11 protein-coding genes and 1 rRNA gene are annotated in these 22950 nt (G+C 62.2%); 9 read left to right on the forward strand and 3 right to left on the reverse strand.

Going from position 1 to position 22950, the window contains the following annotated elements:
* From rrf to VGM61_RS07865, 3 genes are all read left to right on the forward strand, one after another.
* Positions 1 to 85: ribosomal RNA gene (gene rrf, locus VGM61_RS07855) — 5S ribosomal RNA — on the forward strand; the annotation flags it as partial.
* 234 nt (positions 86 to 319) lie between these two features.
* Positions 320 to 1807 carry an AAA family ATPase gene (locus VGM61_RS07860; RefSeq protein ID WP_331522207.1) on the forward strand — a complete coding sequence of 496 codons (1488 nt, stop codon included), beginning with the start codon at positions 320 to 322 and terminating at the stop codon, positions 1805 to 1807.
* Between the two features lie 9 nt (positions 1808 to 1816).
* Positions 1817 to 2500 (forward strand): rhomboid family intramembrane serine protease, encoded by a 684-nt coding sequence (locus VGM61_RS07865; protein WP_331522208.1) that lies wholly within the window; start codon positions 1817 to 1819, stop codon positions 2498 to 2500.
* 7 nt (positions 2501 to 2507) lie between these two features.
* Here the strand turns inward: VGM61_RS07865 and VGM61_RS07870 are convergent, their stop codons facing one another.
* Positions 2508 to 3251, reverse strand: coding sequence for a glutamine amidotransferase (locus tag VGM61_RS07870; RefSeq protein WP_331522209.1), 744 nt, complete (start codon positions 3249 to 3251; stop codon positions 2508 to 2510).
* Entirely contained in the window at positions 3248 to 5083 is a 1836-nt protein-coding gene (locus VGM61_RS07875) for a GspE/PulE family protein (protein WP_331522284.1), read from the reverse strand. Before VGM61_RS07875 ends, VGM61_RS07870 begins: the two co-directional genes overlap by 4 nt.
* A gap of 91 nt (positions 5084 to 5174) precedes the next feature.
* Between VGM61_RS07875 and glyQ the strand changes: the two genes are divergently transcribed.
* The gene (gene glyQ / locus VGM61_RS07880; RefSeq protein WP_331522210.1) at positions 5175 to 6083 is read left to right on the forward strand and encodes a glycine--tRNA ligase subunit alpha; all 909 of its coding nucleotides are present in this window, start codon (positions 5175 to 5177) and stop codon (positions 6081 to 6083) included.
* Positions 6076 to 8208: a glycine--tRNA ligase subunit beta gene (glyS, locus tag VGM61_RS07885; RefSeq protein WP_331522211.1), complete on the forward strand. Its 2133-nt coding sequence runs from the start codon at positions 6076 to 6078 to the stop codon at positions 8206 to 8208. The genes glyQ and glyS overlap by 8 nt, the downstream gene beginning before the upstream one ends.
* Before the next feature lie 20 nt (positions 8209 to 8228).
* Here the strand turns inward: glyS and VGM61_RS07890 are convergent, their stop codons facing one another.
* The gene (locus VGM61_RS07890) at positions 8229 to 8771 is read right to left on the reverse strand and encodes a helix-turn-helix transcriptional regulator (protein WP_331522212.1); all 543 of its coding nucleotides are present in this window, start codon (positions 8769 to 8771) and stop codon (positions 8229 to 8231) included.
* Between the two features lie 583 nt (positions 8772 to 9354).
* On the opposite strand from VGM61_RS07890, the gene VGM61_RS07895 reads away from it, so the two are divergent.
* From VGM61_RS07895 to VGM61_RS07910, 4 genes are all read left to right on the forward strand, one after another.
* Positions 9355 to 12360, forward strand: a complete 3006-nt coding sequence (locus VGM61_RS07895; protein ID WP_331522213.1) for a TonB-dependent receptor — start codon at positions 9355 to 9357, stop codon at positions 12358 to 12360.
* 311 nt (positions 12361 to 12671) lie between these two features.
* A complete protein-coding gene (locus tag VGM61_RS07900; protein ID WP_331522214.1) occupies positions 12672 to 15698 on the forward strand; it encodes a TonB-dependent receptor in 3027 nt (1008 codons plus the stop codon).
* A 470-nt stretch (positions 15699 to 16168) separates the two neighbouring features.
* Positions 16169 to 19234, forward strand: coding sequence for a TonB-dependent receptor (locus VGM61_RS07905; RefSeq protein ID WP_331522215.1), 3066 nt, complete (start codon positions 16169 to 16171; stop codon positions 19232 to 19234).
* Between the two features lie 537 nt (positions 19235 to 19771).
* Positions 19772 to 22810 (forward strand): TonB-dependent receptor, encoded by a 3039-nt coding sequence (locus VGM61_RS07910; protein ID WP_331522216.1) that lies wholly within the window; start codon positions 19772 to 19774, stop codon positions 22808 to 22810.
* Positions 22811 to 22950 lie beyond the last annotated feature (140 nt).

Below are 22950 nucleotides of genomic sequence, written 5' to 3' on the forward strand. Positions count from 1 at the left end.
GATCCCATCCCGAACTCAGCAGTGAAACGCGCATGCGCCGATGGTAGTGTGGCTCAAGCCATGCAAGAGTAGGTCACCGCCAGGGGCTTTATCCAAAACCCCGTTCTCGAAAGAGGACGGGGTTTTTCTTTGTCCAACGACATTTCACTAGGGGTCAGAGTCATAGTGCCATTCACTATGACTCTGACCCCTAATGGTTTTTTGCCTGGGCGGTCGCCGTTGGTGGGTGCGACCCGGTAAAGTAGCTGGTATGACGGTTGGCAACGAAGCCCTGCACACACTCGTTTTCGGGACGCCACCTGCGCCGGCCGGGGCATTCGTGTCTGCGCGTGTCGAAGCGCTGGTTGCCTTGCTACGAGAGCGCGTGGCGCGGCCGGCCGGCGCCCTGCTGGTGATCACTGGTGCCGCGGGCGCTGGCAAAACCTACCGCTTGGGAATTGAATCCGAGGCGCCCGCCAAGGGTGGCCGGCAGCTCCTGGTGATCGATGCCGGCGGCGGCCGGGTGACCGGGCGGGAATTGATCAAGATCAGTGCCGTGATGCTGGGCCTGGGTGCCATCACCGGCGCACCCGAGCAAGGCCTGGAGGAATGGCAATCCGCATGGGAACGCCGTCCGCGTGAACTTCCCCTGCCGTCGATCGTGGTCGACCACGCCGATGCGCTCGATGCGCAAGGGCTCGAAACACTGTCTGCCCTGCTCGCCATGGGTGCGCCGCGGGGCCTGTCGTTCGTCCTGGTGGGCCGTCCCCGCTTGCAGGCGCGGATTCCTCGTCCGCCGGGTGTGGATGTGGAAACACTTGGCTTCCCATCCCTCACCAGCGCCGAGAGCGAAGCGTATCTCCGTCATCGCTTTGCCCTGGCCGGTATCAATCGGCTGCCATTCACGCGATTGGCCATTCGCCTGATTGGAAGCTACGCCGGTGGCAATCCGGGATTGATCGACCGCATTGCCTCGCGCGCCTTGCAGCGCGGCGAGGCCACCGACGAAACGACCATCGGCGAACGCACCACGGTTCGCGCCGCGCACGATGTCGTGCCGCGGCATATATCCGACTGGCTGCGCCGCTACCCACGCACCGCCACGCTTGCCTCGGCCGCCATCATCGCCCTGGCCTGCTGGTGGCTGGTATCACGCTACGAAATCACCGGCGGCCAGGTACCGATCGTGACGGCGCCAGCCGTTGACGAAACAAAGGTGATCGATCGCTTCCGCACATCATTGCCGCCCATGGCCACCGCGAACGTGCAGGTGTGGAGCGAACTTCTGGCACGCTGGCAGGTGGCCTCGAAGGACGCCTCGGTGACCGATGCCATCCGTTGCAACGCGCAGATATATACCGGTCTGAATTGCCTGTCCGGACGCGGCAGCCTGGAACAGCTGCGTCGATTCGATCGGCCCATCGTGCTCGAGCTCAATGACCCCGCCAAACAGCAGGTCCTGCTCGTGGGCGCGGGCGATTCCGACGTGCGCCTGTTCACCGGCCGTAATTACCTGGATATCCCGCAAGCCTTGCTGGCGAAGGTTTGGAGCGGTCGCTTCTATGCGATCTACACCATTGATCCTGCCGTGCCGCTGCATACTCGTCTTGGCGACCGCGGCGCCGGCGCGGCGTGGCTTGCCATAAGGCTCAAAGCCGGAGGAGCCACCGGCAGCAACGCGGTGTTCGATCACAACCAGCAGCAGGCACTGCGCCAGGTGCAGCGCCAGTTCGGCATCAGCGACGACGGCATTGCTGGTCCGGAAACCCTGTTCGCGGTAGCGGCGGCCGATGCCGCCGGTCCGCATCTCGCCCGCAACGTGCGCTGACCGAACCCGATGTTCGTCCGCGTCGACACCCGCCGCCGAACCCGCATCTGCTGGGCGACCTTGCTGCTGGTGGTCGCCTGCGTGGCCTGCTTCATCGGTCTGGCCCTGGCAAATGTCCCACAGCGTGACCTGCTGATCCGTCAGTGGGGCACGGTGCCTGCGAACATCTTCAACGAAAACGTACCGTTCTGGCAGCAACTGGCCGATCCTGCGCTTCTGCGGCTGGGCACGGCGCTCTTCATCCACGTGCAGTGGCTACACCTTCTGTCAAACCTGCTGTTCCTGGTGATCTTCGGCATGCCGGCTGAGCGCACCCTCGGCGGATGGCGGTTCCTGGCCTTGTTCCTGGTGGGCGGCGTCATCGCCAATCTCGTCGGTGCCTTGTCGCTCTCCGGCGCGCGCGCGCCGATTATCGGCTGCAGTGGCTCGGTGTCTGCCGTGGTGGGCGCTTACTTTGCGCTGTTTCCCCGCACCCATCTCGGGTTGGTGTTGCCGCTTGGCGTGTACCTGGAATTCGTGCGTGTGCCGGCCTATGTGCTGATCGGCATCTGGGTGTTGGTGCAATTGCTCTTCAGTTATGCCGGCGCCAGCTACGGCGGCGCGGTGTGGTGGACCCACATCGGCGGCTTCCTCTTCGGCATCGTCTTCGCTTTCTTGTCGCGGCCGGCGATCGCCCGCCGGCTGCGTAACTAGGCTTCGTTCATGCTGGTTGCAGGTGCTGCTGCGCACCGGCCACATGGTGCCGCACGAAGGCGCGCAGGATATTCCTGGCGACGGGCGTCGGCGCCACACCGGCGTAAAGCGGTGCCGGAGGCTGGCCTTCAGCGGTGAGCGCACTGGACTTGCGGCGGATGTATGCGCGCATGATGTCGGCGCTGAATTCCGGATGGAACTGCGTGCTGACCGCGTTCGCGCCGTAGCGAAGCAACTGGTGTGGGTCGCGCGCCGACCGCGCCAGCACTATCGTGCCCGGCGGAACTTCCAGCACGCTTTGCTCGTGGGTCAGGTGCGCGCGGAACGACGCCGGCAGCTTCGATGCCAGCGGGTCGTGGTGGCCAGCGTCGAGCCGCTCCACCGCGTGCGTGCCCATTTCCCGGCCACCGGGAAGATAGTCGACCAGGCCGCCTAGCGCGTGCGACATCAGCTGGTGGCCGTAGCAGACGCCGAACATCGGAAGATCCACGTCCATGGCGTTGCGGATCCAGCCGGCGGCGCGTTCGCTCCAAGAAAGCCGCTCGGTCACCATGGATGCGGAGCCGGTGATCACTGCGCCGGAGCACTGGTCCGGTGGCGGCAATTCGTCGCCGCGCTCCACGTCCACCACATGCAGGCGGTCGTGGCCGACGCGCAGGCCGAGGCGGAACCACAGGGGAAAATCACCATGCCGCGCGCGGATGGGGTCGGGCGCGCGGCCAGTGCGGATGATCAGTAGCGGTTTGCTCATGCCGGGGTGTTGGTCTCGGGCAGGTCGTCGTCTTCGATGTCGGTAGGAGGCAGCACGGCCAGTACTTCGGCCACGGTGGTGACCCCACGCGCCACTTGCTCGGCCGCCGAGATGCGCAGTGGGCGCAGGCCTTCGCTGGTGGCCGCCTGGGAAAGCCGCGCCAGGTCCAGTTGCGCGGTGATCAGGCGGCGCAGCTTCGCCGACATCGGCAGCATCTCGTAGATGCCGGTCCGACCGAGGAAGCCGGTGCGCCGGCATTCCAGGCAACCCACCGGGGCGTATACGCGCTCAGGTAGCGGCAGGTCCCAGCCGCGCGTGAGCACCGCCCATTCGTCGGCATCCTGTGTGGCTTCGGTCTTGCAGTGCGGGCACAGCGTGCGCACCAGGCGCTGGGCCACGACACCCGCCAACGTGGACTGGATCAGATAATGGGGTACGCCCAGGTCCAGCAGGCGGGTGATCGCGCTGGGTGTGTCGTTGGTGTGCAGCGTCGAAAGCACCAGATGGCCGGTAAGCGAGGCCTGCACCGCCATCTGCGCGGTTTCAAGGTCGCGGATTTCGCCGATCATGATGATGTCCGGATCCTGGCGCAGCAGGGTGCGCACGCCGGTAGCGAAATCCAGGTCGATGGCCGGCTGCACCTGCATCTGGTTCAGTTCCGGCGACACCATTTCGATGGGGTCTTCCACCGTGCAGACGTTGATCTCCGGCCGCGCCAGGTGTTTGAGTGTGGAATAGAGCGTTGTCGTTTTGCCCGAACCGGTGGGGCCGGTTACCAGCACGATGCCGTGTGGTCGTTCCACCATCGCGCGCCAGGCGGTATCTTCGCTGGGAGAAAATCCCAGCTGCACGAATTGCTTGACCACGATGTCGGGATCGAAGATTCGCATCACCACCTTCTCGCCGAAGGCGGTGGGCATGGTGGAGATGCGCAGTTCCACTTCACGGCCCAGGGTGGAGCGTGTCTTGATGCGGCCGTCCTGCGGCCGGCGTTTCTCGGCCACGTCCATGCGCGAGAGGATCTTCACGCGGGCGGTCACGGCCGTCATCACCGGTGGCGGCAGTTCGAACACCTTCTGCATCACGCCATCGATGCGAAAGCGCATCTGGCCGGCATCGCGGCGCGGTTCCAGGTGGATATCCGATGCGCGCTGTTCGAAGGCATATTGCAGCAGCCAGTCGACGATGTGCACCACGTGGCGGTCGTCGGCACCGACTTCACCGGCCTTGCCCAGTTCCAGCAGCTGTTCGTAATTGATGATCTTGGAGGTGTCGATGCCCGCCTTGGCATCCTGGGCCAGCTGGATGGAGCGTTGCACGCCGTAGAACTCGACCAGGTACCGGTTGATGTCCAGGGGGCTGGACACCACCCGCTTGACCTCGCGCCGGAGCATGTGGGCAAGGTCGCCCGCCCAGGCAATGTCGAAGGGTTCCGCGCTGGCAAAGGTGACCTCGCCCGGGGACACCGCCACCGGCAGGATGCGGTGGCGCTGCGCGTAGGCGCTGGAGACCACCTGGGTCACCGCCGCCACGTTCACTTTCATCGGGTCGATCTTCAGGTAGGGGAGGTCCGCCTTGCGGGCCAGCCATTCCACCAGCCATTCCACGCTTATCGGCCTGCCAGGCTCGCGCTGATTGGCCAGCTTGGCGTTGGCAATCACCACCACGGGGTGCAGTTCCACCGTGCTGCGGCCGCCGCGGGCACCGACCCGCACACGCTGGGCGTCTTCGCCAAGGACCGCGCCATCGGCCACCAGGTTCGCCAGCACCTCGTCCAGTTCCAGGCGGCCACGGCGGCCGAGCAGGCTGGTCGATTGCGGATGGGCTGCCATGTATACCTCGCCAATGGACATTTACCCGCCGCCGTGCCGGCGGGTCGCGCCGTTATACTAGCCCGCTTTACCGCCGGACTCGCGCCACACCATGCAAGCGCTTACCTTCCAGGACATCATCCAGACGCTGAACCGCTATTGGGCGGAGCAGGGCTGCGTGCTCCTGCAGCCACTCGATACCGAGGTCGGCGCGGGCACCTTCCATCCGGCGACGTTCCTGCGCGCGCTGGGCCCCGAGCCCTGGGCTGCCGCTTACGTGCAGCCAAGCCGCCGGCCGACGGACGGACGCTACGGCGAGAATCCCAACCGCCTGCAGCACTACTACCAGTACCAGGTGGTATTGAAACCCAATCCCGACGACATCCTGGAGCTTTACGTAGGCTCCCTCAAGGCGCTGGGCATCGATCCCTTGGTGCACGACCTGCGCTTTGTCGAGGACAACTGGGAATCGCCCACGCTCGGTGCCTGGGGCCTGGGCTGGGAGGTATGGCTCAATGGTATGGAAGTGACCCAGTTCACTTATTTCCAGCAGGCCGGCGGCATGGAATGCCGTCCCGTCACCGGTGAGATCACCTATGGCCTGGAGCGCCTGGCCATGTACCTGCAGAACGTGGACAGCGTGTACGACCTCATCTGGACGCGTGCACCCCATGGCGCGGTGACCTACGGCGATGTCTTCCACCAGAACGAGGTGGAACAGAGCACCTACAACTTCCAGTACGCCAACGTCCCGGAGCTCTTCCACTGGTTCGACGTATGCGAAGGCGAAGCCGCCAAACTGATCGAAGTGGGCCTGCCGTTGCCTGCCTACGAACAGGTGTGCAAGGCCAGCCACGCCTTCAACCTGCTCGATGCGCGGCGCGCGATCAGCGTCACCGAGCGCCAGCGCTACATCCTGCGCGTGCGTACGCTCTCCCGCGGCGTCGCCGAAGCCTACGTTGCCCAGCGCGAAAAACTCCGCTTCCCGGGCTTGCGCCAGAAGGAGGCCGCGCATGGCTGAGTTGAACAAATCGCTGCTGGTTGAGCTGGGCACTGAGGAACTGCCGCCCAAGGCCCTGGATGAGCTGGCCGAGGCCTTCCTGGCCGGCGTGTGCGAGGGACTTGGCAAGCTCGGTGTCAGCTTCGATACCGAAGGGGCGAAGGCGCTGGCGTCACCGCGCCGCCTGGCGGTGTACCTACCTGGCGTGGCCATGGCGCAACCCGATCAATCGGTGGAGCGTCGCGGCCCGGCCGTGAATGCCTCGATCGATGCCGAGGGCAATCCGTCCAGAGCCCTGGTGGGCTTCGCGCAGTCATGCGGCGTCGATGTGTCGGCACTGGAGAAGCTCCAGACCGACAAGGGCGCGTGGTTTGTATTCCGTGCAGTGAAGCCCGGCCAGCCCACCGCGGAACTCATTCCCGACCTCGTGCGTGATGCGCTCAAGGCGCTGCCCATTCCCCGTCCGATGCGGTGGGGCGACCGTGACGACAGTTTCGTGCGTCCGGTGCACTGGCTGGTGATGCTGCTGGGCGCCGACGTGGTACCGGGCACCATCCTTGGGCTTGAAAGCGGCCGTCAATCGCGGGGACATCGCTTCATGCACCCGCGTAACGTGCACATCGCCGACGCCGATAGCTACGTCGATGCCCTGCGCAATGCGCGCGTTTTGGTCGACCGCCACGAGCGTCGTGCCCGCGTACGCAGCGAAGTGGCGCGCGTGGCCGCCGGTGGCGAGCCGCGACTGTCCGACGAACTGCTCAATGAAATCGCCAACCTCGCCGAATGGCCGGTGGGCGTGGCCTGCACGTTCGAGACGCAGTTCCTCCAGGTGCCGCCCGAGGCGCTGGTGACCACCATGGAAACCAACCAGAAGTTCGTACCGGTGTTCGATGCTGAAGGAAAGCTCACCGAGCATTTCGTCGGCGTCGCCAACATCGAGAGCAAGGATGTTGCCGAAGTACGCAAGGGCTACGAGCGGGTGATCCGTCCGCGCTTCGCCGACGCGAAATTCTTTTGGGAAGAAGACCTCAAATCTCCCCTGGCCGCGCAGCACGAGGTGCTGAAGTCCGTGGTGTACCAGCAGGCGCTGGGCTCGCTATGGGACAAGACAGTGCGCGTGGCGGAACTTGCGCGCGTGATCGCCAATCGCGTGGGTGTGGATGCCGGCATGGCCACCGCCGCCGCGGCGCTTGCCAAGTGCGACCTGATGACCCGGATGGTGGGCGAATTCCCCGAACTGCAGGGCGTGATGGGTCGTTATTACGCGCAGCGGCAGGGAGAGACCGCCGAAGTGTCTGAGGCACTGGACCAGTACTACCAGCCGCGCTTCGGTGGCGATGCCATCGCCCACGGCAAGGTGGCCCAGGTACTGGCGGTCGCCGAACGCCTGGATACACTTGCCGGGATCTTCGCCGTGGGCATGAAGCCCAGCGGCAACAAGGATCCCTTCGCTCTTCGCCGCGCGGCACTGGGCCTGGCCCGCACCCTGGTGGAGGGCGGCCTGGATATCGATCTGGCCGCGGCGTTTACCGAGGCACTGGAGCTGGTGCCCGAAGCGGCGTTCGCCGCCGGCATCAAGCCGAACAAGGATGGTTCCACCCCGGCGCTCGACATCGGCAAGCGTCGCGCAGCCCTGCGCGAAGAACTGGTGGGCTTCGTCTTCGACCGCCTGCGTGGTTATTACGCCGACCAGGGATTGGGTACCGAGTGGTTCGATGCGGCGCTGGCCGCACGGCCTGCGACCCTGCCGGATTTCGATCGGCGCCTGCGCGCGGTGGGCGCTTTCGCAGGCCTGCCTGCAGCGGCGAGCCTGGCTGCCGCCAACAAGCGCGTAGCCAACATCCTGCGCAAGCAGGAAGACGAAAGCGGTCCGGTATCCACCACGGTGGATGCGGCGCATTTCGAGTCGGATGCAGAGCGGGAACTGGCTGCGGCGCTGGAATCCGCGCGACGCGATGTCGAGGCTTCCGCCGACTACCAGGCCTCATTGGCGCGGCTGGCGCAATTGCAGGCACCGGTGGACCGGTTCTTCGACGAAGTGCTGGTAAACGCCGATTCCGCCGCGGTGCGTATCAACCGGCTGGCCCTGTTGGCCCAGCTTCGCGCGCTGTTCGGCGGCATCGCGGATATTTCCCGGCTGGGCTAGGCCCGGCCGGGCGTTTTACCTCACGCCACTTTGCTGCGGATGCGCTCGCCGACCTTATGGTTGAAGGCGACGATCATGTCCGTGTAAACCGGATCATTGGCCTGGCCTAGGATGTCGTAGAGCTCGCTGAGCAGGTCGGCGTTTTTCGGCAGTTCGAAATTGCCGCCGGCAAGTTCCACGTTCGACTTCAATAGCTTCACGGCGCTGGCCAGGCGATCGGCATCAAGGCCGCCGATCTCGGTGGTCCCGTCCGCGGCCAGCACGCGCGAAGGGCCGCCGCGCTCGTACGTCTCGCCGCTGCGGGTGGCTTGCCTGCCGCCTTCGCGCGCCGCGCCGTCGATTTCCATCGAGCCTTCGCCGGCCACCAGCCACACCAGGCTGATACCCAGGGTCTTCGCCATGGTGACGCAGCGAGCGCGTGACGGATCGGTATGGCCGTCGCGCCAGCTGCGCACGACTCCTTCTGAGAAGCCACAGCGACGGGCGATTTCGCTCACGCTGCCGACCATGCCGATGACTGTTTTGACGCGTTGGGCGAACGTGGCGCCGGCGTTGCTGTTCATGTCTTCCACTTCCATTGGCAAGGGGATATCGATCGTGGGCGGGCGAGGCGCCTGGCGACTGGGAACGCGAACCGCCCTGCGCAGGTTGACCGCGATCGGTCATCAACCGGATGAAAGATTGTTCATCCAGGAAATTCCCATGCGCGAGAGCCCGCTCCCGCACCGTGAAGTTACGCCCTGCCGGCTTTCTCCATACTTTCGCAAGTTCCGGCGGTCCATGAAAGTTTTTTCATTTCTCCTCCGGAACGCAGGATTTCGCCGGTATCCGGTGCGCGAAATAGCAATCATCCAATGACAAGAAACATTCTATTTATCAGGTGGTTGAGCTCAATGTTCCTCGACCTAGGAAAAATTCCTAGCAAGAACTTGTTGAATTTGCGTTGTGGTTGCGTGACGAATGGGCTATTTATTTACGCAGGAAATCGCGGCGGCTAACACCTCTGCGCAATATATTCCGTTTCGTCATGTTCCGGGTGGGGGAAACAAACCCGTTGCGTGGCGGCTCGGAGCACGTCGCGGCCCGCCCGCCTTGGGCAGTCGCATTTGGCTTGTTTGGCCCTTCGGGGTCATTGGGGAGATTTCAATGAATTTGGTCAACTCACAGCGCAGGCTTGTCCTGCGTCGTACGGCTTTGACTGTCGCGTTGATCGCCGGTCTGGCCGGTGGCGCCGACGTCCTGGCGCAGTCCAACGCGTCGGGCGTGATCTTCGGTCGCACCGACACGGCAGCGGGCACCACGATCCACCTGGAAAACGTCGACACCGGTTTCTCGCGTGACCTGACGCCGGGTTCGGACGGCCGCTACCGCGCATCATCGCTGCCGATCGGTCGCTACCGCGTGGCCCTGCAGCACGACGGCAAGACCGTCGATACGCGCGACAACGTCGAAGTGCAGGTCAACACCGGTACCGACGTGTCCTTTGCTTCCTCCGTGAACGCACAGAACCTGGAAGGCGTGGCCGTGGTTGCCAATGCACTGCCGGCGATCGACGTGTCCTCGGTGGACTCGCGCACGGTGCTCACTGCCGAGCAGCTGCAGAAGGTACCGGTAGCCCGCAACATTACCGCCGCCGCCCTGCTGGCGCCCGGCACCGTTGCCGGTGACTCGCGCTACGGCAACGTGGCTTCGTTCGGCGGCGCGTCGGCGGCTGAGAACCAGTACTACATCAACGGCTACGCTGTGACCAACTCGCTGACGGGTATTGGCCTCAGCCAGCTGCCGTTCGATGCGATCGACCAGCAGCAGGTGTACATCGGCGGCTATGGCGCCGAGTACGGTCGTTCCACCGGTGGCGTGGTCAACATCATCACCAAGCGCGGTACCAATACGTGGAAGGCTGGCGCGCAGGTGTTGTGGACTCCCGGCTTCGCCCGCCAGAATCCGCGCTCGGTGTACCTGCCCAGCGACGGCTCGCTCTATCAGTACCGCGGCAAGAACAACAGTGATACCCAGCAGTACTCGGCCTACGTGAGCGGCCCGCTGATCAAGGATCGCCTGTTCTTCTATGCCACGGGTGACTTCACCCGCCAGATTGGCCGGACCACCAACAGCATCGCGGCCGGCACAGATCAGAACTACGACAGCAAGGCCACCCGCTGGTTGGGCAAGATCGACTGGAACATCACCGACAGTCATATTCTTGAATTCACCGGCTTCGGCGACAAGACCGAGGAACACGATCAGGTCTATGCCTACGACTACGACACGCTGAAGAAGGGTAACTTCCTCGGTTCGTACGACCTGAAGAATTATGACGGCGGCGCCGGCGCAACCCCTGGCGGCAACTTCTACATCGGCAAGTACACCGGTTACATCACCGACAACCTGACCATCAACGCGCTGTACGGCGAAAGCAAGTCCGAACACGTGCAGAACCCGACCAGCGCGTCGGGTGCCACCTGCCCGTTGGTCAGCGGCACGTACACCAATGCCGCCGGCGATGTCCTGCGTCCGCCGGCGTGCTACTTGCTGGGCAGCCTGCTGTCGCCAGGCGCCAACGACAAGACCAAGGGCTGGCGCCTTGACGTCGAATACCACCTGGGCGATCACGATGTGCGCGTGGGCGTGGACAACCAGACGCTGAAGTCGTTCTCCGGTACGTCCTATGAGAACAACCAGCGCTTCATCTACACCGTCGCACCCGCCACTGGGTTGATCCCGAGCCGTCCTGATGTCGCCTTCGCACCCGGCACCCTCAACTACGTCGACTATCGCGTGTTCTCGGCGGCAGCGAAGGTGAAGGTGGAGCAGGAAGCACAGTTCATCGAAGACCGCTGGCAGATCACCGACCGCTGGCTTGCGATTCTTGGCCTGCGTAATGAGCAGTTCAAGAACTTCAACGGCAACGGTGACGTGTACGTGAAGCAGCGCCACCAGCTGGCCCCGCGCCTGGGCGTGAGCTGGGATGTGTTCGGCGATTCGTCGCTGAAGGTCTACGCCAACGCCGGTCGTTACCACCTGGCGGTGCCCGCCAATGTCGCCATTCGTGGCGCCTCGGCCCAGCTGTACAGCAGCCAGTACGGCACCTTCACCGGCATCAACGCCGATGGTTCGCCGCAGGGCTTCACGCCCAACGGCGGCACCTACTTCCTCAATGGCGCCAACAACGTTTCCCCGGATCCGCGCACGGTCGCCGCCAAGGGCCTGGGCGCCTACTACCAGGATGAATACATCCTGGGCTTCGACAAGCAGCTGGGCAACAACTACACGTTCGGCGCCAAGGTGATCTACCGCAAGCTGCGTAACATCATCGACGACATGTGCGATGCCCGTCCGTTCGAGAAGTACGCCGCGCGCAACAACATCGACATCTCCAACGCAACGATATCCGGTTGCTACCTGTTCAACCCGGGCAAGAACAATACCTTCCTGGTCGACACCGGTGGCGGCAACTTCCAGGAGTTCAAGCTCACCAAGGACGACTTCGTCACGCCCGAAGGCGTGGGCTTCCCGGACCTCAAGCGCAAGTACTACGCGCTGGACATGTACATGGAGCACCAGTTCACCGACCGTTGGTACGGCAAGCTGGAATACGTGTTCTCGCGTAGCTATGGCAACTCCGAAGGCCTGCTGAAGTCGGACATCGGCCAGCGCGACCCCTCGGTCACGCAGGACTGGGATGCACCGGAACTGATGATCGGTTCAAACGGTCCGCTGCCAAACGACCGTACGCACCAGCTGAAGGGTTACGGCTGGTTCCAGATGAACGAGCAGTGGTTGTTCGGCGCGAACCTTGCGATTCTTTCAGGTCGTCCGAAGAACTGCATCGGCGCGTCGCCCAACGATCCGATCCAGTACGGCGAGTCGTATTTCTACTGCGACGGGAAGATCGCGCCGCGTGGCTCGAAGGGTCGCCTGCCGTACACCTACCAGCTCGACCTGAGCGCGCAGTGGACCCCGGCGTTCGCCAACCACCAGCTTGCCTTCACCGCGGACGTCTTCAACGTCACGGGCAAGCAGCGCGTGACCTCTCAGTCGGAATACGGCAATACCGACGTCGGCGTGGCCGATCCGGATTACCAACGTCCGCTGAGCTTCCAGACGCCGCGTTACCTGCGCCTGGGCGCCCGTTGGGATTTCTCGCTGTAACCAAAACAACAATATGAGGTGCGGGCCTGCAAAGGCCCGCGAACTCCCCAGACTCTTGCCGCCGGCTTCCCACCGGCGGCTTTTTTTATCCCGGCATAGGAAAAATTCCTAGGGGTAATTTCTTACGTTTTCGTTGTGTCGGCGTTACTTCTGGGCTATATGGGAATCGTAAGTTCCTGCGCTGGCGGGGCTTGCGAGACCTCGCCGGGGAGCGACGGGGTCGGGACGTCGAAATCCACGGAGCCCTTGGTCACGCGACCACACCTTGACGTACTTGCCGGCCGCCGCGCCGGAATTTTGGGGAGACAACCATGAATCTCGTTCTCAAGCGACGCGGTACCGCCCTTAGGCGTACCGCGCTAGCTCTCGGTCTTGTCGCCGGTTTTGCCGGCTCGGCCGACATTTACGCGCAGTCCAATGCCTCGGGCGTGATCTTCGGTCGTGCCGAGGGCGGCACGATCCATCTGGAAAACACCGACACGGGCCTTACCCGTGACATCGAAGTGGGCGCCGACGGCCGTTACCGCGCCTCGTCACTGCCCATTGGCGTTTACAAGGTAAGCCTGGTACGCAATGGCGCCACCGTCGATAGCCGCAGCAGCGTGCAGGTGACAGTCGGCCAGGGTACTGACGTCTCGTTCGCCGGCGGTTCCAGCGCCGCCAACGCACAGAACCTGGAAGGCGTGCAGGTGATCGGCACGGCGCTGCCCTCGATCGACGTCTCGAACGTCGATTCCCGCACGGTGCTTACCTCCCAGCAACTGCAGAAGCTGCCCATCGGCCAGAACGTCAACGCGGCAGCCCTGCTGGCGCCGGGTTCGGTCAGCGCCGATAGCCGCTACGGCAACGCCATCTCGCTCGGCGGCGCCTCCGCGGCCGAGAATCAGTACTACGTCAACGGTTTCCCGGTCACCAATCCGTTGACCGGCCTGGGCTTCTCCAGCCTGCCGTTCGACTCGATCGACCAGGAGCAGGTGTTCACCGGCGGCTATGGCGCCGAGTACGGCCGCTCCACCGGCGGCGTGGTCAACATCATCACCAAGCGCGGCAGCAATACCTGGAAGGGCTCGGTCGAGGCGCAAGTGGTGCCGCGCAAGCTCAAGGCTTCCCCGCGGTCGATCTATTACCCCAAGACGGGTAATTTCCCCAATACGGACGGCACCATCTACCAGTACCGCAACGAGAACAGGACCTCGCAGGTGCTGTACAACGCATCCATCGGCGGCCCGCTGATCAAGGACAAGCTGTTCATTTACGCGGCCGGTGAATACACGCGCGACGAAGGACAGAAGGGCGTCAATAGCGTGCTGGCGCGCACGCAGAGCAACGACACCACCAAGGTCACGCGCTGGTTGGGCAAGATCGACTGGAACATCACCGATAGCAACATCCTTGAGCTGACCGGCGCCGGCGATGACAACATCATCGACAGCCAGATATACGGTTATAGCTACGCCGACGGATCCAGGGGCCGCTACATCGGCTCGGAGCACCGCAAGAACACCGGTACCGCCAATTCCTCTCCGGGCGGCACCATGTGGGTGGGCAAGTACACCGGCTACGTGACTGATGATCTCACCGTCAGTGCGCTGTACGGCAAGAGCAAGGCACCACATCTTGACGTCCCGCTGGGACTGAGCGGCGGTATTTGCCCGAACATTACCGACAACCGTACCTTCGGCTCGCCGCGTGTCAGCTGTGCTCCCGTGCAGGGCAACCTGATCGTGCCCGGTGCCAATGACAAGACCAAGGCGCTGCGCTTCGATGTCGAATACCGCCTTGGCTCCCATGACCTGCGCGCAGGTATCGATAACCAGACACTGGAATCGTTCGCCGGTCTTGCCAGCCAGGGTGGCGCTACCTGGGTGTATACCGACGCTCCCGACGACGGCATCATCGAAGGCTATCCGGACCTGGTCGTACCGCCCGGTGCTACTGAAATCGCCCAGCGCGTGATCTTCAGCGCTTCGGGCAACACCAAGGTGGAGCAGGAAGCACAGTTCATCGAAGACCATTGGCAGGTGACCGACCGCTGGCTGGCGTACATCGGCCTGCGAAACGAGCAGTTCAAGAACTTCAACACCGATGGCGACGTCTATGTGAAGCAGCGCCACCAGCTGGCGCCTCGCCTGGGTGTCACCTGGGATGTCTACGGCGACTCCACGCTGAAGATCTATGCCAACGCCGGCCGTTATCACCTGGCCGTGCCGTCCAACGTGGCCATCCGAGGCGCCGGTCCCAGCCGCTTCGAGCGCCAGTGGTTCTACTACACGTCGGTCGATCCCACCACGGGTGCGCCGGCCAACCCGACGGCCATCAGCGGCGTATCCTTCGCAAACGGTGCCAATGGTTCCTCACCGAACCCGGTGACACTGTCGAAGAAGGGTCTGTCGGCTTACTACCAGGATGAGTTCATCGTCGGCTTCGACAGGCAGCTGGGCACCGAGTGGACCGTGGGCGCCAAGGCCACCTACCGAAAGCTCAAGAGCATCATCGACGACTTCTGCGATGCCCGTCCGTTCCTGAACTACGCCGCCGCCAACAACATCGAGTTCACCAACCCGGCGTTTACCGATTACCTGTCCAACGGTTCGCCCTGCCTGTTGTTCAATCCAGGTTCTGGCGGTACGTTCAATGTCGATACCACGGGCAATGGCGACATCCAGCAGTGGAAGCTCAGCGGCGCGGATCTCGGCTTTCCGCACCTCAAGCGCAAGTACCTGGCAGTGAGCCTCTACGCCGAACACCAGTTCGCCGACAAGCTCTATGGCAAGGTCGAGTACGTATGGTCAAAGAGCTACGGCAACTCCGAAGGCCTGCTGCTTTCGGACATCGGCCAGCAGGATCCATCGGTTACGCAGGCCTGGGACTTCCCGGAACTGATGAACGCGGCCAGCGGCTACCTGCCCAACGACCGTCGCCACACGCTTAAAGCGTACGGCTACTACCAGCTCACTCCGGAATGGCTGTTCGGTGCGACCTTCGTCGCGGCGTCCGGCCGTCCGAAGAACTGCCTTGGCCAATACCCGGAAGATCCGTATGGCTATGGTGCGGCGTTCTTCTACTGCAATGGCCAGTTCGTGCCGCGCGGTACCGCTGGCCGCCTGCCCTGGACGTACAACCTGGGCCTGTCGACCGAGTACCGTCCGGCGTTCGCCAACCACCAGCTGGCGTTCTCGGCGGATGTGATCAATGTGTTCAACCAGCAGCGCATGCAGAACCGTGTGGAGACGTCCACGACGGCCGCTGGCAGCCCCCTCAACACCTACGGTCGAGCGCTCTCCTATAGCGATCCGCGTTACTTCCGTTTCGCCGTGAAGTACGACTTCTCGCTGTAACCCACAAAAAAAAGATGCAGTCGGGTCCAAGGGCCCGTGACTCCCCAGACCTGGCCGCCGGCTTCCCACCGGCGGCTTTTTTTTATCGCCGATTTGCCGAAAGATTCTGCGACAGGCCCTACTTAAGAAAAGTTTCATGCGATTTCATGCGCATTAATTTACGTTAAGAAACAAGCTGTTTCCTGCCGTATTGGCTGCCTGAATTGGCTTTCCTAGGAATTATTCCTAGGGAAACCTCATAAATCTCGTTGAGACGGCTTAATGAATGGGCTATAGATACGCCGCAATTATTTGCTAACGCGACATCTATCGGTTCGCAAATTTTTCGCAAGTAAGGGGGCGGGTAGCCGGGGAGCGGTTGCCTTGCTTGTTGGTCATTAATTGGTAAACGGGGATGCGCCGGCTCCATTGGTCGACGCAACAATCTGATTTGCTTGCCCAGTCTTCTGGGTCTTGGGGAGAAATACTCAATGAATGCTAATTCGCAGCGCAGGCTTTGCCTGCGCCGTACGGTGCTGGCTGTCGCCCTGGTTTCCGGCCTTGCCGGCACCAGCGCGGTCCTGGCGCAGTCCAATGCTTCCGGCGCCATGTTCGGCAACGCGCCGGCCGATTCCAGCAGCACCATCCTGATCGAGAACACCGATACCGGCTTTTCGCGTGAGGTTGCCGTTGATTCGAGCGGCCGCTACCGTATTTCATCGCTGCCCGTGGGCACCTACCGGGTCAGCCTGAAGAGCGCTGGCAAGACGGTATCCACGCGTGACAACGTGGCTATTAACGTCGGCGGCGGCTCGGAAGTCTCCTTTACCGGAGAAGGTACCGCCACCAAGGCACAGACCCTGGAAGGCGTGTCCGTGGTCGCTTCCGCGCTTCCGACCATCGACGTATCGGTGGCCGATGCGCGCACCGTGCTGACTGCCACCCAGTTGGCCCGCGTGCCCGTGGCCCGCAACATCACCGCCGCCGCCCTGCTGGCGCCGGGTGTCGTCGCCGGCGACTCGCGCTATGGCCCACAGGCACTGAGCATCGGTGGTTCGGCAGCTTCCGAGAACGCGACCTTCATCAACGGTTACGCCGTAACGAACACGCTGAACAACATCGGTTCAACCTCGCTGCCGTTCGACGCGATCGACCAGGAGCAGGTACTGACTGGCGGCTACGGCGCTGAGTTCGGCCGTTCTACCGGTGGCGTGATCAATATCATCACCAAACGCGGCACCAACGAGTGGAAGGGCAGCATCGCCGCCTATTGGGACCCGAAGTCGCTGCAGGCGAACCCGAAGAACATCTACTACCCGAACAATGGCAGTGCCCAGGGCGGCGTTCTGTTCACCGACCGCAATGTAAACAAGCGCTACATCGGTTCAGAGATGATCGCCATCGGTGGTCCGCTGATCAAGGATCGTCTGTTCTTCTACGGCAACGTGGAAACCACCCGCCAGGAAGGCGTGAACAACGGCAGCGTGCTGGTCGGTCCGAACACGCGCTACCAGCAACAGGTGATCAAGGACCCACGCTGGTTGGGCAAGATCGACTGGAACATCAACGACAACAACATCGTTGAACTGACCGGCATCGGCGACAAGGAAACGCGGGAATTCACCAACTATCCGTTCGACTACGACACCCTTCAGCAGGGTGATGTGGCCAAGAGCGGCACGTATCAGAAGATCGGTGGCGAGACTTACATCGGCAAGTATACCGGCTATGTCACCGACGACTTTACCGTCACCGCGCTGTACGGCAAGCAGGACAGTGTGAACTACCTGGTGCCGACGCTCGGCTACAGCACGGCGTATCCATTTGTAAGTGACGGCCGCACAGGCACGACGGCGAGTGGGCCCTATGCGATGACTTGCCTCCCCGGCCAGCCAGCACCGTGCAAGGTGTCCGACTTCAACAACCTGCAGTCGTCTATCCAGGATCCGGGTGCGATAAACAAGTCCCATGGTTACCGCGTCGACTTTGAGTACCGCATCGGAGGCCACGATCTGCGCCTGGGCTACGACCAGCAGACGCTGGAAGCCCAGAACGGTACCCAGGTCGGTGGCGTGGGCTATCGCTGGGCTTACGCGGAAACGTCCGATCCGGCCTCACGTCCTGCCAACAGCCCGTTCTTCCTGCCCATAGGCAGCAACGAATACGTGCAGCAGGTATTCAACACCACGGGCGGTTCGTTCCGCGTGGATCAGGAAGCGGTGTACCTGGAAGATCGCTGGCAGGTGACCGACCAGTGGCTGTTGTCTCTCGGCCTGCGTAATGAGCAGTTCAAGAACTTCAATGCTGACGGCGACGTGTATGTGAAGCAGCGCCATCAGCTGGCCCCACGCCTGGGCGCCACCTGGGACGTGTTTGGCGATTCCACCTTCAAGGTGTTCGCCAACGCCGGTCGCTACCACCTGGCCATGCCCAACAACGTGGCTTTGCGTGGCGCCGCGGGATCGTCGATCTACTCCACGTACTACAGTTTCAGCGGCATCGATGCCAATGGCGTGCCGCAGAACCTGGTGTCACTTGCCAATCCGGGCAACCACCAGGTGTGCAAGGGCGTCGATCATTACCCGTATCTCTCGGCCAACTGCGAATACGGCGATGCCCCGGACCCGAAGACGGTTGCTGCCAAGGGCATCAAGGCACACTTCCAGGATGAATATGTGCTGGGCATGGAGAAGGCCCTCAACGACCACCTCGTGTTCGGTGCGCGCGGTACCTACCGCAAGCTGCGTAGCGCCGTGGACGACACCTGCGCTGCCGTCCTGGGTGGCTCGTGCTATCTGTTCAACCCGGGCCGGGCCAATGACTTCCTGGTCGACAACGGTGACGGTACCTACACCACCGAACACTTCAGCAGCGAAGACCTGACGCACTTCCCGCTCAAGCGTAAATACGCCGCGCTGGACCTGTGGCTTGAGCATCAATTCGACGGCAAGTTCTTCTACCGCCTGGACTACACCTTCTCGAAGAACTACGGCAACACCGAAGGCCAGCTGCTTTCGGACCTTGGCCAGGCCGACGTATCGCAAAGCCAGGCCTGGGATGACGTATCACTGATGGTCGGCTCCAACGGCCTTCTGCCCAACAACCGCAAGCACCAGTTCAAGGCCTTCGGCTATTGGCAGGCCTCGGATGAATGGATGTTCGGTGCCAACGTGCTGGTCCGTTCGGGTCGTCCCAAACAGTGCCTGAGCTATATCGGTCCTGATCAAGCGGATCCGGTGAGCTACTTGGACAGCTATTTCTTCTGTGTGGATAGCACGAAGGTGCACCCGCGCGGCACGTTCGGCAGCCTGCCATGGGAATACAAGCTTGACCTGACCGCGGCCTACTCGCCGCGCTGGGTCACCGGTCTGCGCTTCCGCCTGGACGTGTTCAATGTGCTCAACAAGCAGGTCGTGCAGAACCAGGTGGTGCAATACCACGGTGGCAATACGGTCGAGCAGACCACGCCGGGCATCTCGCCAGCCTATGGCCGCACGATCTCGTTCTCCGATCCGCGCACGTTCCGCATCTCCGCGCAGTACGACTTCTCGCTGTAAGGCACCACAACAATAAGATCCAGCCGGGCCAAAAGCCTGTCGTTAACTCCCTAGACTTGGCCGCCGGTATCCCACCGGCGGCCTTTTTTTGCCCAAGACGGGGCGAAGTACCCCTTCTTAAAATATTATTTATCCAGATCAAGAGCTTGCGATGGCACTTGACGACCAGTACGCCTCCACGGTTTGCTAAGAAAACGTTGACTTCGCGTATTTATTGGCTTAGTTTCCGTCGCGGAGGATTCCTTTCGGTTTCCTGTCAATCGGAATTTCATGCGGCGCTTTGCGCCGGTCCGATGCAGGAGAAAAAGGGAGTTTCGGGGCCAAGGCGGCCCGGGACAGGGGAAAACGATCCGTGGGTGCGGGAACACCTGCGATAGTCGATACCCCAAGTGGCAAACGGGCGGGAACCCGTTAGCCAATCACTCGTCCCGGACCACACCAGACCCAGCTCCAAGGCCGGCTGCGCCGGCCCGTACGCTGTGATTTCGACCTGTGCGCAGCAGGGTCTTTTATTCTTGGTCTGGGGAGTGCTTTTCCATGCGTTCTAATTCAATGTTCCGCAGCCGTGCGTTCAAGCGCACGGTGCTTGCCGTCGCCCTGAGCTCCACGCTCGCCGGCGGCGTAGCGTTCGCGCAGTCCACCACCGGTAGCATCTTCGGCCAGGCGCCGGCAGCTACGGGTGAGACCGTCACCATCAGTGGCAACGGCATCAACCGCCAGACGACAGTCGACGCGTCCGGCCGCTACACCTTCGGCACGCTGCCCACCGGCACGTACACCGTGAACCTGGTGCGCGACGGTGCGGTGGTCGACAGCCGCAAGGATGTCGCCATCCGCATCGGTGCCGGTACCGAAGTTTCCTTTGCCGCGGGTAACTCGCCGTCGGGTGCGCAGACCCTCGAGGGCGTGACGGTTTCCGCCGCTTCGCTTCCGGCAATCGACGTCAGCGCAGTGGATTCGCGCACGGTGATCACTTCCAAGCAGCTGCAGCAGCTTCCCTTGGGTCGCTCCGCCGAGGCGATTGCCCTTCTGGCGCCTGGTGTGGTCTCCGGCAGTAATGGTGGCGGTAACTTCGCCAGCCCGACTGGCGGCCGACTGGTTTCGTTCGCCGGCTCGTCCGTCGTCGAGAACGCGTACTACATCAATGGTATGAACGTAACCGACCCGCTCAACGGCATGGGCGGCATCACGCTCCCGTACGGCTCGATCGACCAGCAGGAAATCCTTACCGGTGGTTACAGCGCTGCCTACGGCCGTTCGGACGGTGGCGTGATCAGCCAGGTGGGTAAGCGCGGCACAAACGAATGGCACTTCGGCGGCCAGTTGCTCTACACGCCCAAGTCGCTGCGCGGTGATCCGAAGAATGTGTACCAGCCGTCCGATGGCAGCCTTTATCAGTACCGCGAGGACAACAAGGGTTGGACCGCGGTCGAGAGCGCCTATGCCGGCGGCCCGCTTATCAAGGATAAGCTGTTCTTCTTCGGTTCCGTGGAAGCTGAGCGTACGCACGACCAGAACGTTGCCGTCAACAGTTCGCCTTCCAGCGTGACGGAGCGTCGTTACTCCGATCCGAAGTACTACGCCAAGCTTGACTGGAATATCAACGACAGCAATATCCTGGAATTGACCGGCGCCGGTACCAAGGAAGAGTTCAACGGCAATACCTACGTTTACGATTACGACACGCTCTCGAAGGGTGACTTCACCAACCAGGCGACGCATTTCAAGAATGCCGCCAACATGTGGATCGCCAAGTACACCGGCTACCTGACCGACGATCTGACGCTGACCGCGCAGTTCGGCAAGCAGGTGACGGACTACTACGAGCAGCTGGGCGACAGCTATAACCCTGACCTGATCTACATCTCGTCTCCTGTCAACCAGGACCCGGCCCTCAATGGCGGTCGTCCAGGCGGCATTCGCAATGCGCAGACGGTAATCCAGGCCAACGATCCCAAGCACCAGACTCGCGGCGCCAACTATCGCATCGACTTGACGTACAAGCTTGGTGATCACAGCATTGCTGCCGGTATCGATAACCAGCGTACGCAGGATCTGGATGACGGCGCCACCATGGCTGGTAACGCCGGCTTCATGTATCGCTACTACACGCATGCGCCCGATACGGACATTCTCGCTGGTCGCGTAGGTCCCCCGGGTGGCAATGGTTACTACGTTACCAAGTACATCCAGGAGTCGGCCGCTAGCGTCCGCGTTGACCAGCGCGCGCAGTATCTGGAAGACACCTGGCAGGTCAGTGACCGCTGGTTGCTGAAACTGGGCATTCGCAACGACCAGTTCACCAACTACAACAGCGACAACCAGCCGTACATCCGCCAGCACAACCGCCAGTGGGCCCCGCGCCTCGGCGCTAGCTGGGACGTCAATGGCGACTCCACCTTCAAGGTGTACGCCAATGCGGGGCGCTACTATCTTGCCCTGCCGACCTCGGTGGCGCTGCGCGGCGCTTCGGGCTCGACGTACACGGAGCAGTACTACACCTATACCGGCATCGACCCGACCAACGGTTATCCGACCGGCCTGACTCCAATCCAGACAGAGAAGGGTCCTGGCGCGCCGATTTCGGCGAACAATGAGTACGGCCAGGCGCCAGATCCGAAGACCGTGACTTCCAAGTCACTCAAGGCCCAGTATCAGGATGAATACATCCTTGGCTTCGACAAGGCCCTTAACGACCAGTGGAATTATGGTGCCAAGGCTACCTATCGCTCGCTGAAGAATGCGATCGATGACACCTGCAATATCCAGCTGTTCGAGGAGCGTGCCGAGGAGCAGGGGCTGCCGACGGACAACCTCCGTGGCTGTTACTTCTTCAATCCAGGTCGCGCGGTCGACTTCACCGTGGCCGACGGCAACGGCGGATTCCAGGACCTGCACATCAATAACCACGACCTCGGGTTCCCCCACGTCAAGCGCAACTATTACGGCTTGAACATGTACCTCGAGCATCCGTTCGATGGCACGTGGTTCGGTCGTATCGACTACACCTATTCGAAGAGCTATGGCAACACGGAAGGCCAGGTGAAGTCGGATATCGGCCAGGCTGATATCGCCGCGACACAGGACTGGGATTATCCTGAACTGATGGATTACTCCAACGGTTTGTTGCCGAACGACCGCAAGCATGTGTTCAAGATCTATGGCGGCTACCAGGTAACTCCGGAAATTCTTGTGTCGGCAAACGTGAGCCTGAGTTCGGGTGCGCCGAAGAGCTGTCAGGGCTTCTACGGTCCGCTTGAGTCGTCTCCCGCGTACCCCGGCAACTACTACCACTTCTGCGGCGGCGTGCCGTCGCCGGCCGGTAGTGCAGGCCGTACGCCTTGGCAGCATATCTTCTCGCTGAACGCTGAGTATCGCCCGGACTTCGCGGACAAGAAGCTTGCTTTCAACGTGCTGGTTTACAACCTGCTCAACGAGCGTAAGCCGAACTACTACGATCCGGCATTCGGTACGATTGCCGAGCCAGAGCCGACTTACAACCTGCCCGGCGGCACCGGCACGCCGGACTTCGAAACCCCGCGTTACGTCCAGTTCGGTATCACCTACGACTTCTGATCCATCGAGTCGGAAAAAACGGAAGACGCCGGGCCTCGCGCCCGGCGTTTTTTTTGGAGGCTGGTCCGAGAACGCCTCCTAATGAAAATACGATATAAGCCATTGTATATATGTAATAATTGTCGCCTGCCAAGGTAATC

It is taken from the genome of Pinirhizobacter sp. (genome assembly GCF_036499745.1).
Taxonomy (GTDB): Bacteria; Pseudomonadota; Gammaproteobacteria; order Xanthomonadales; family Rhodanobacteraceae; genus Pinirhizobacter.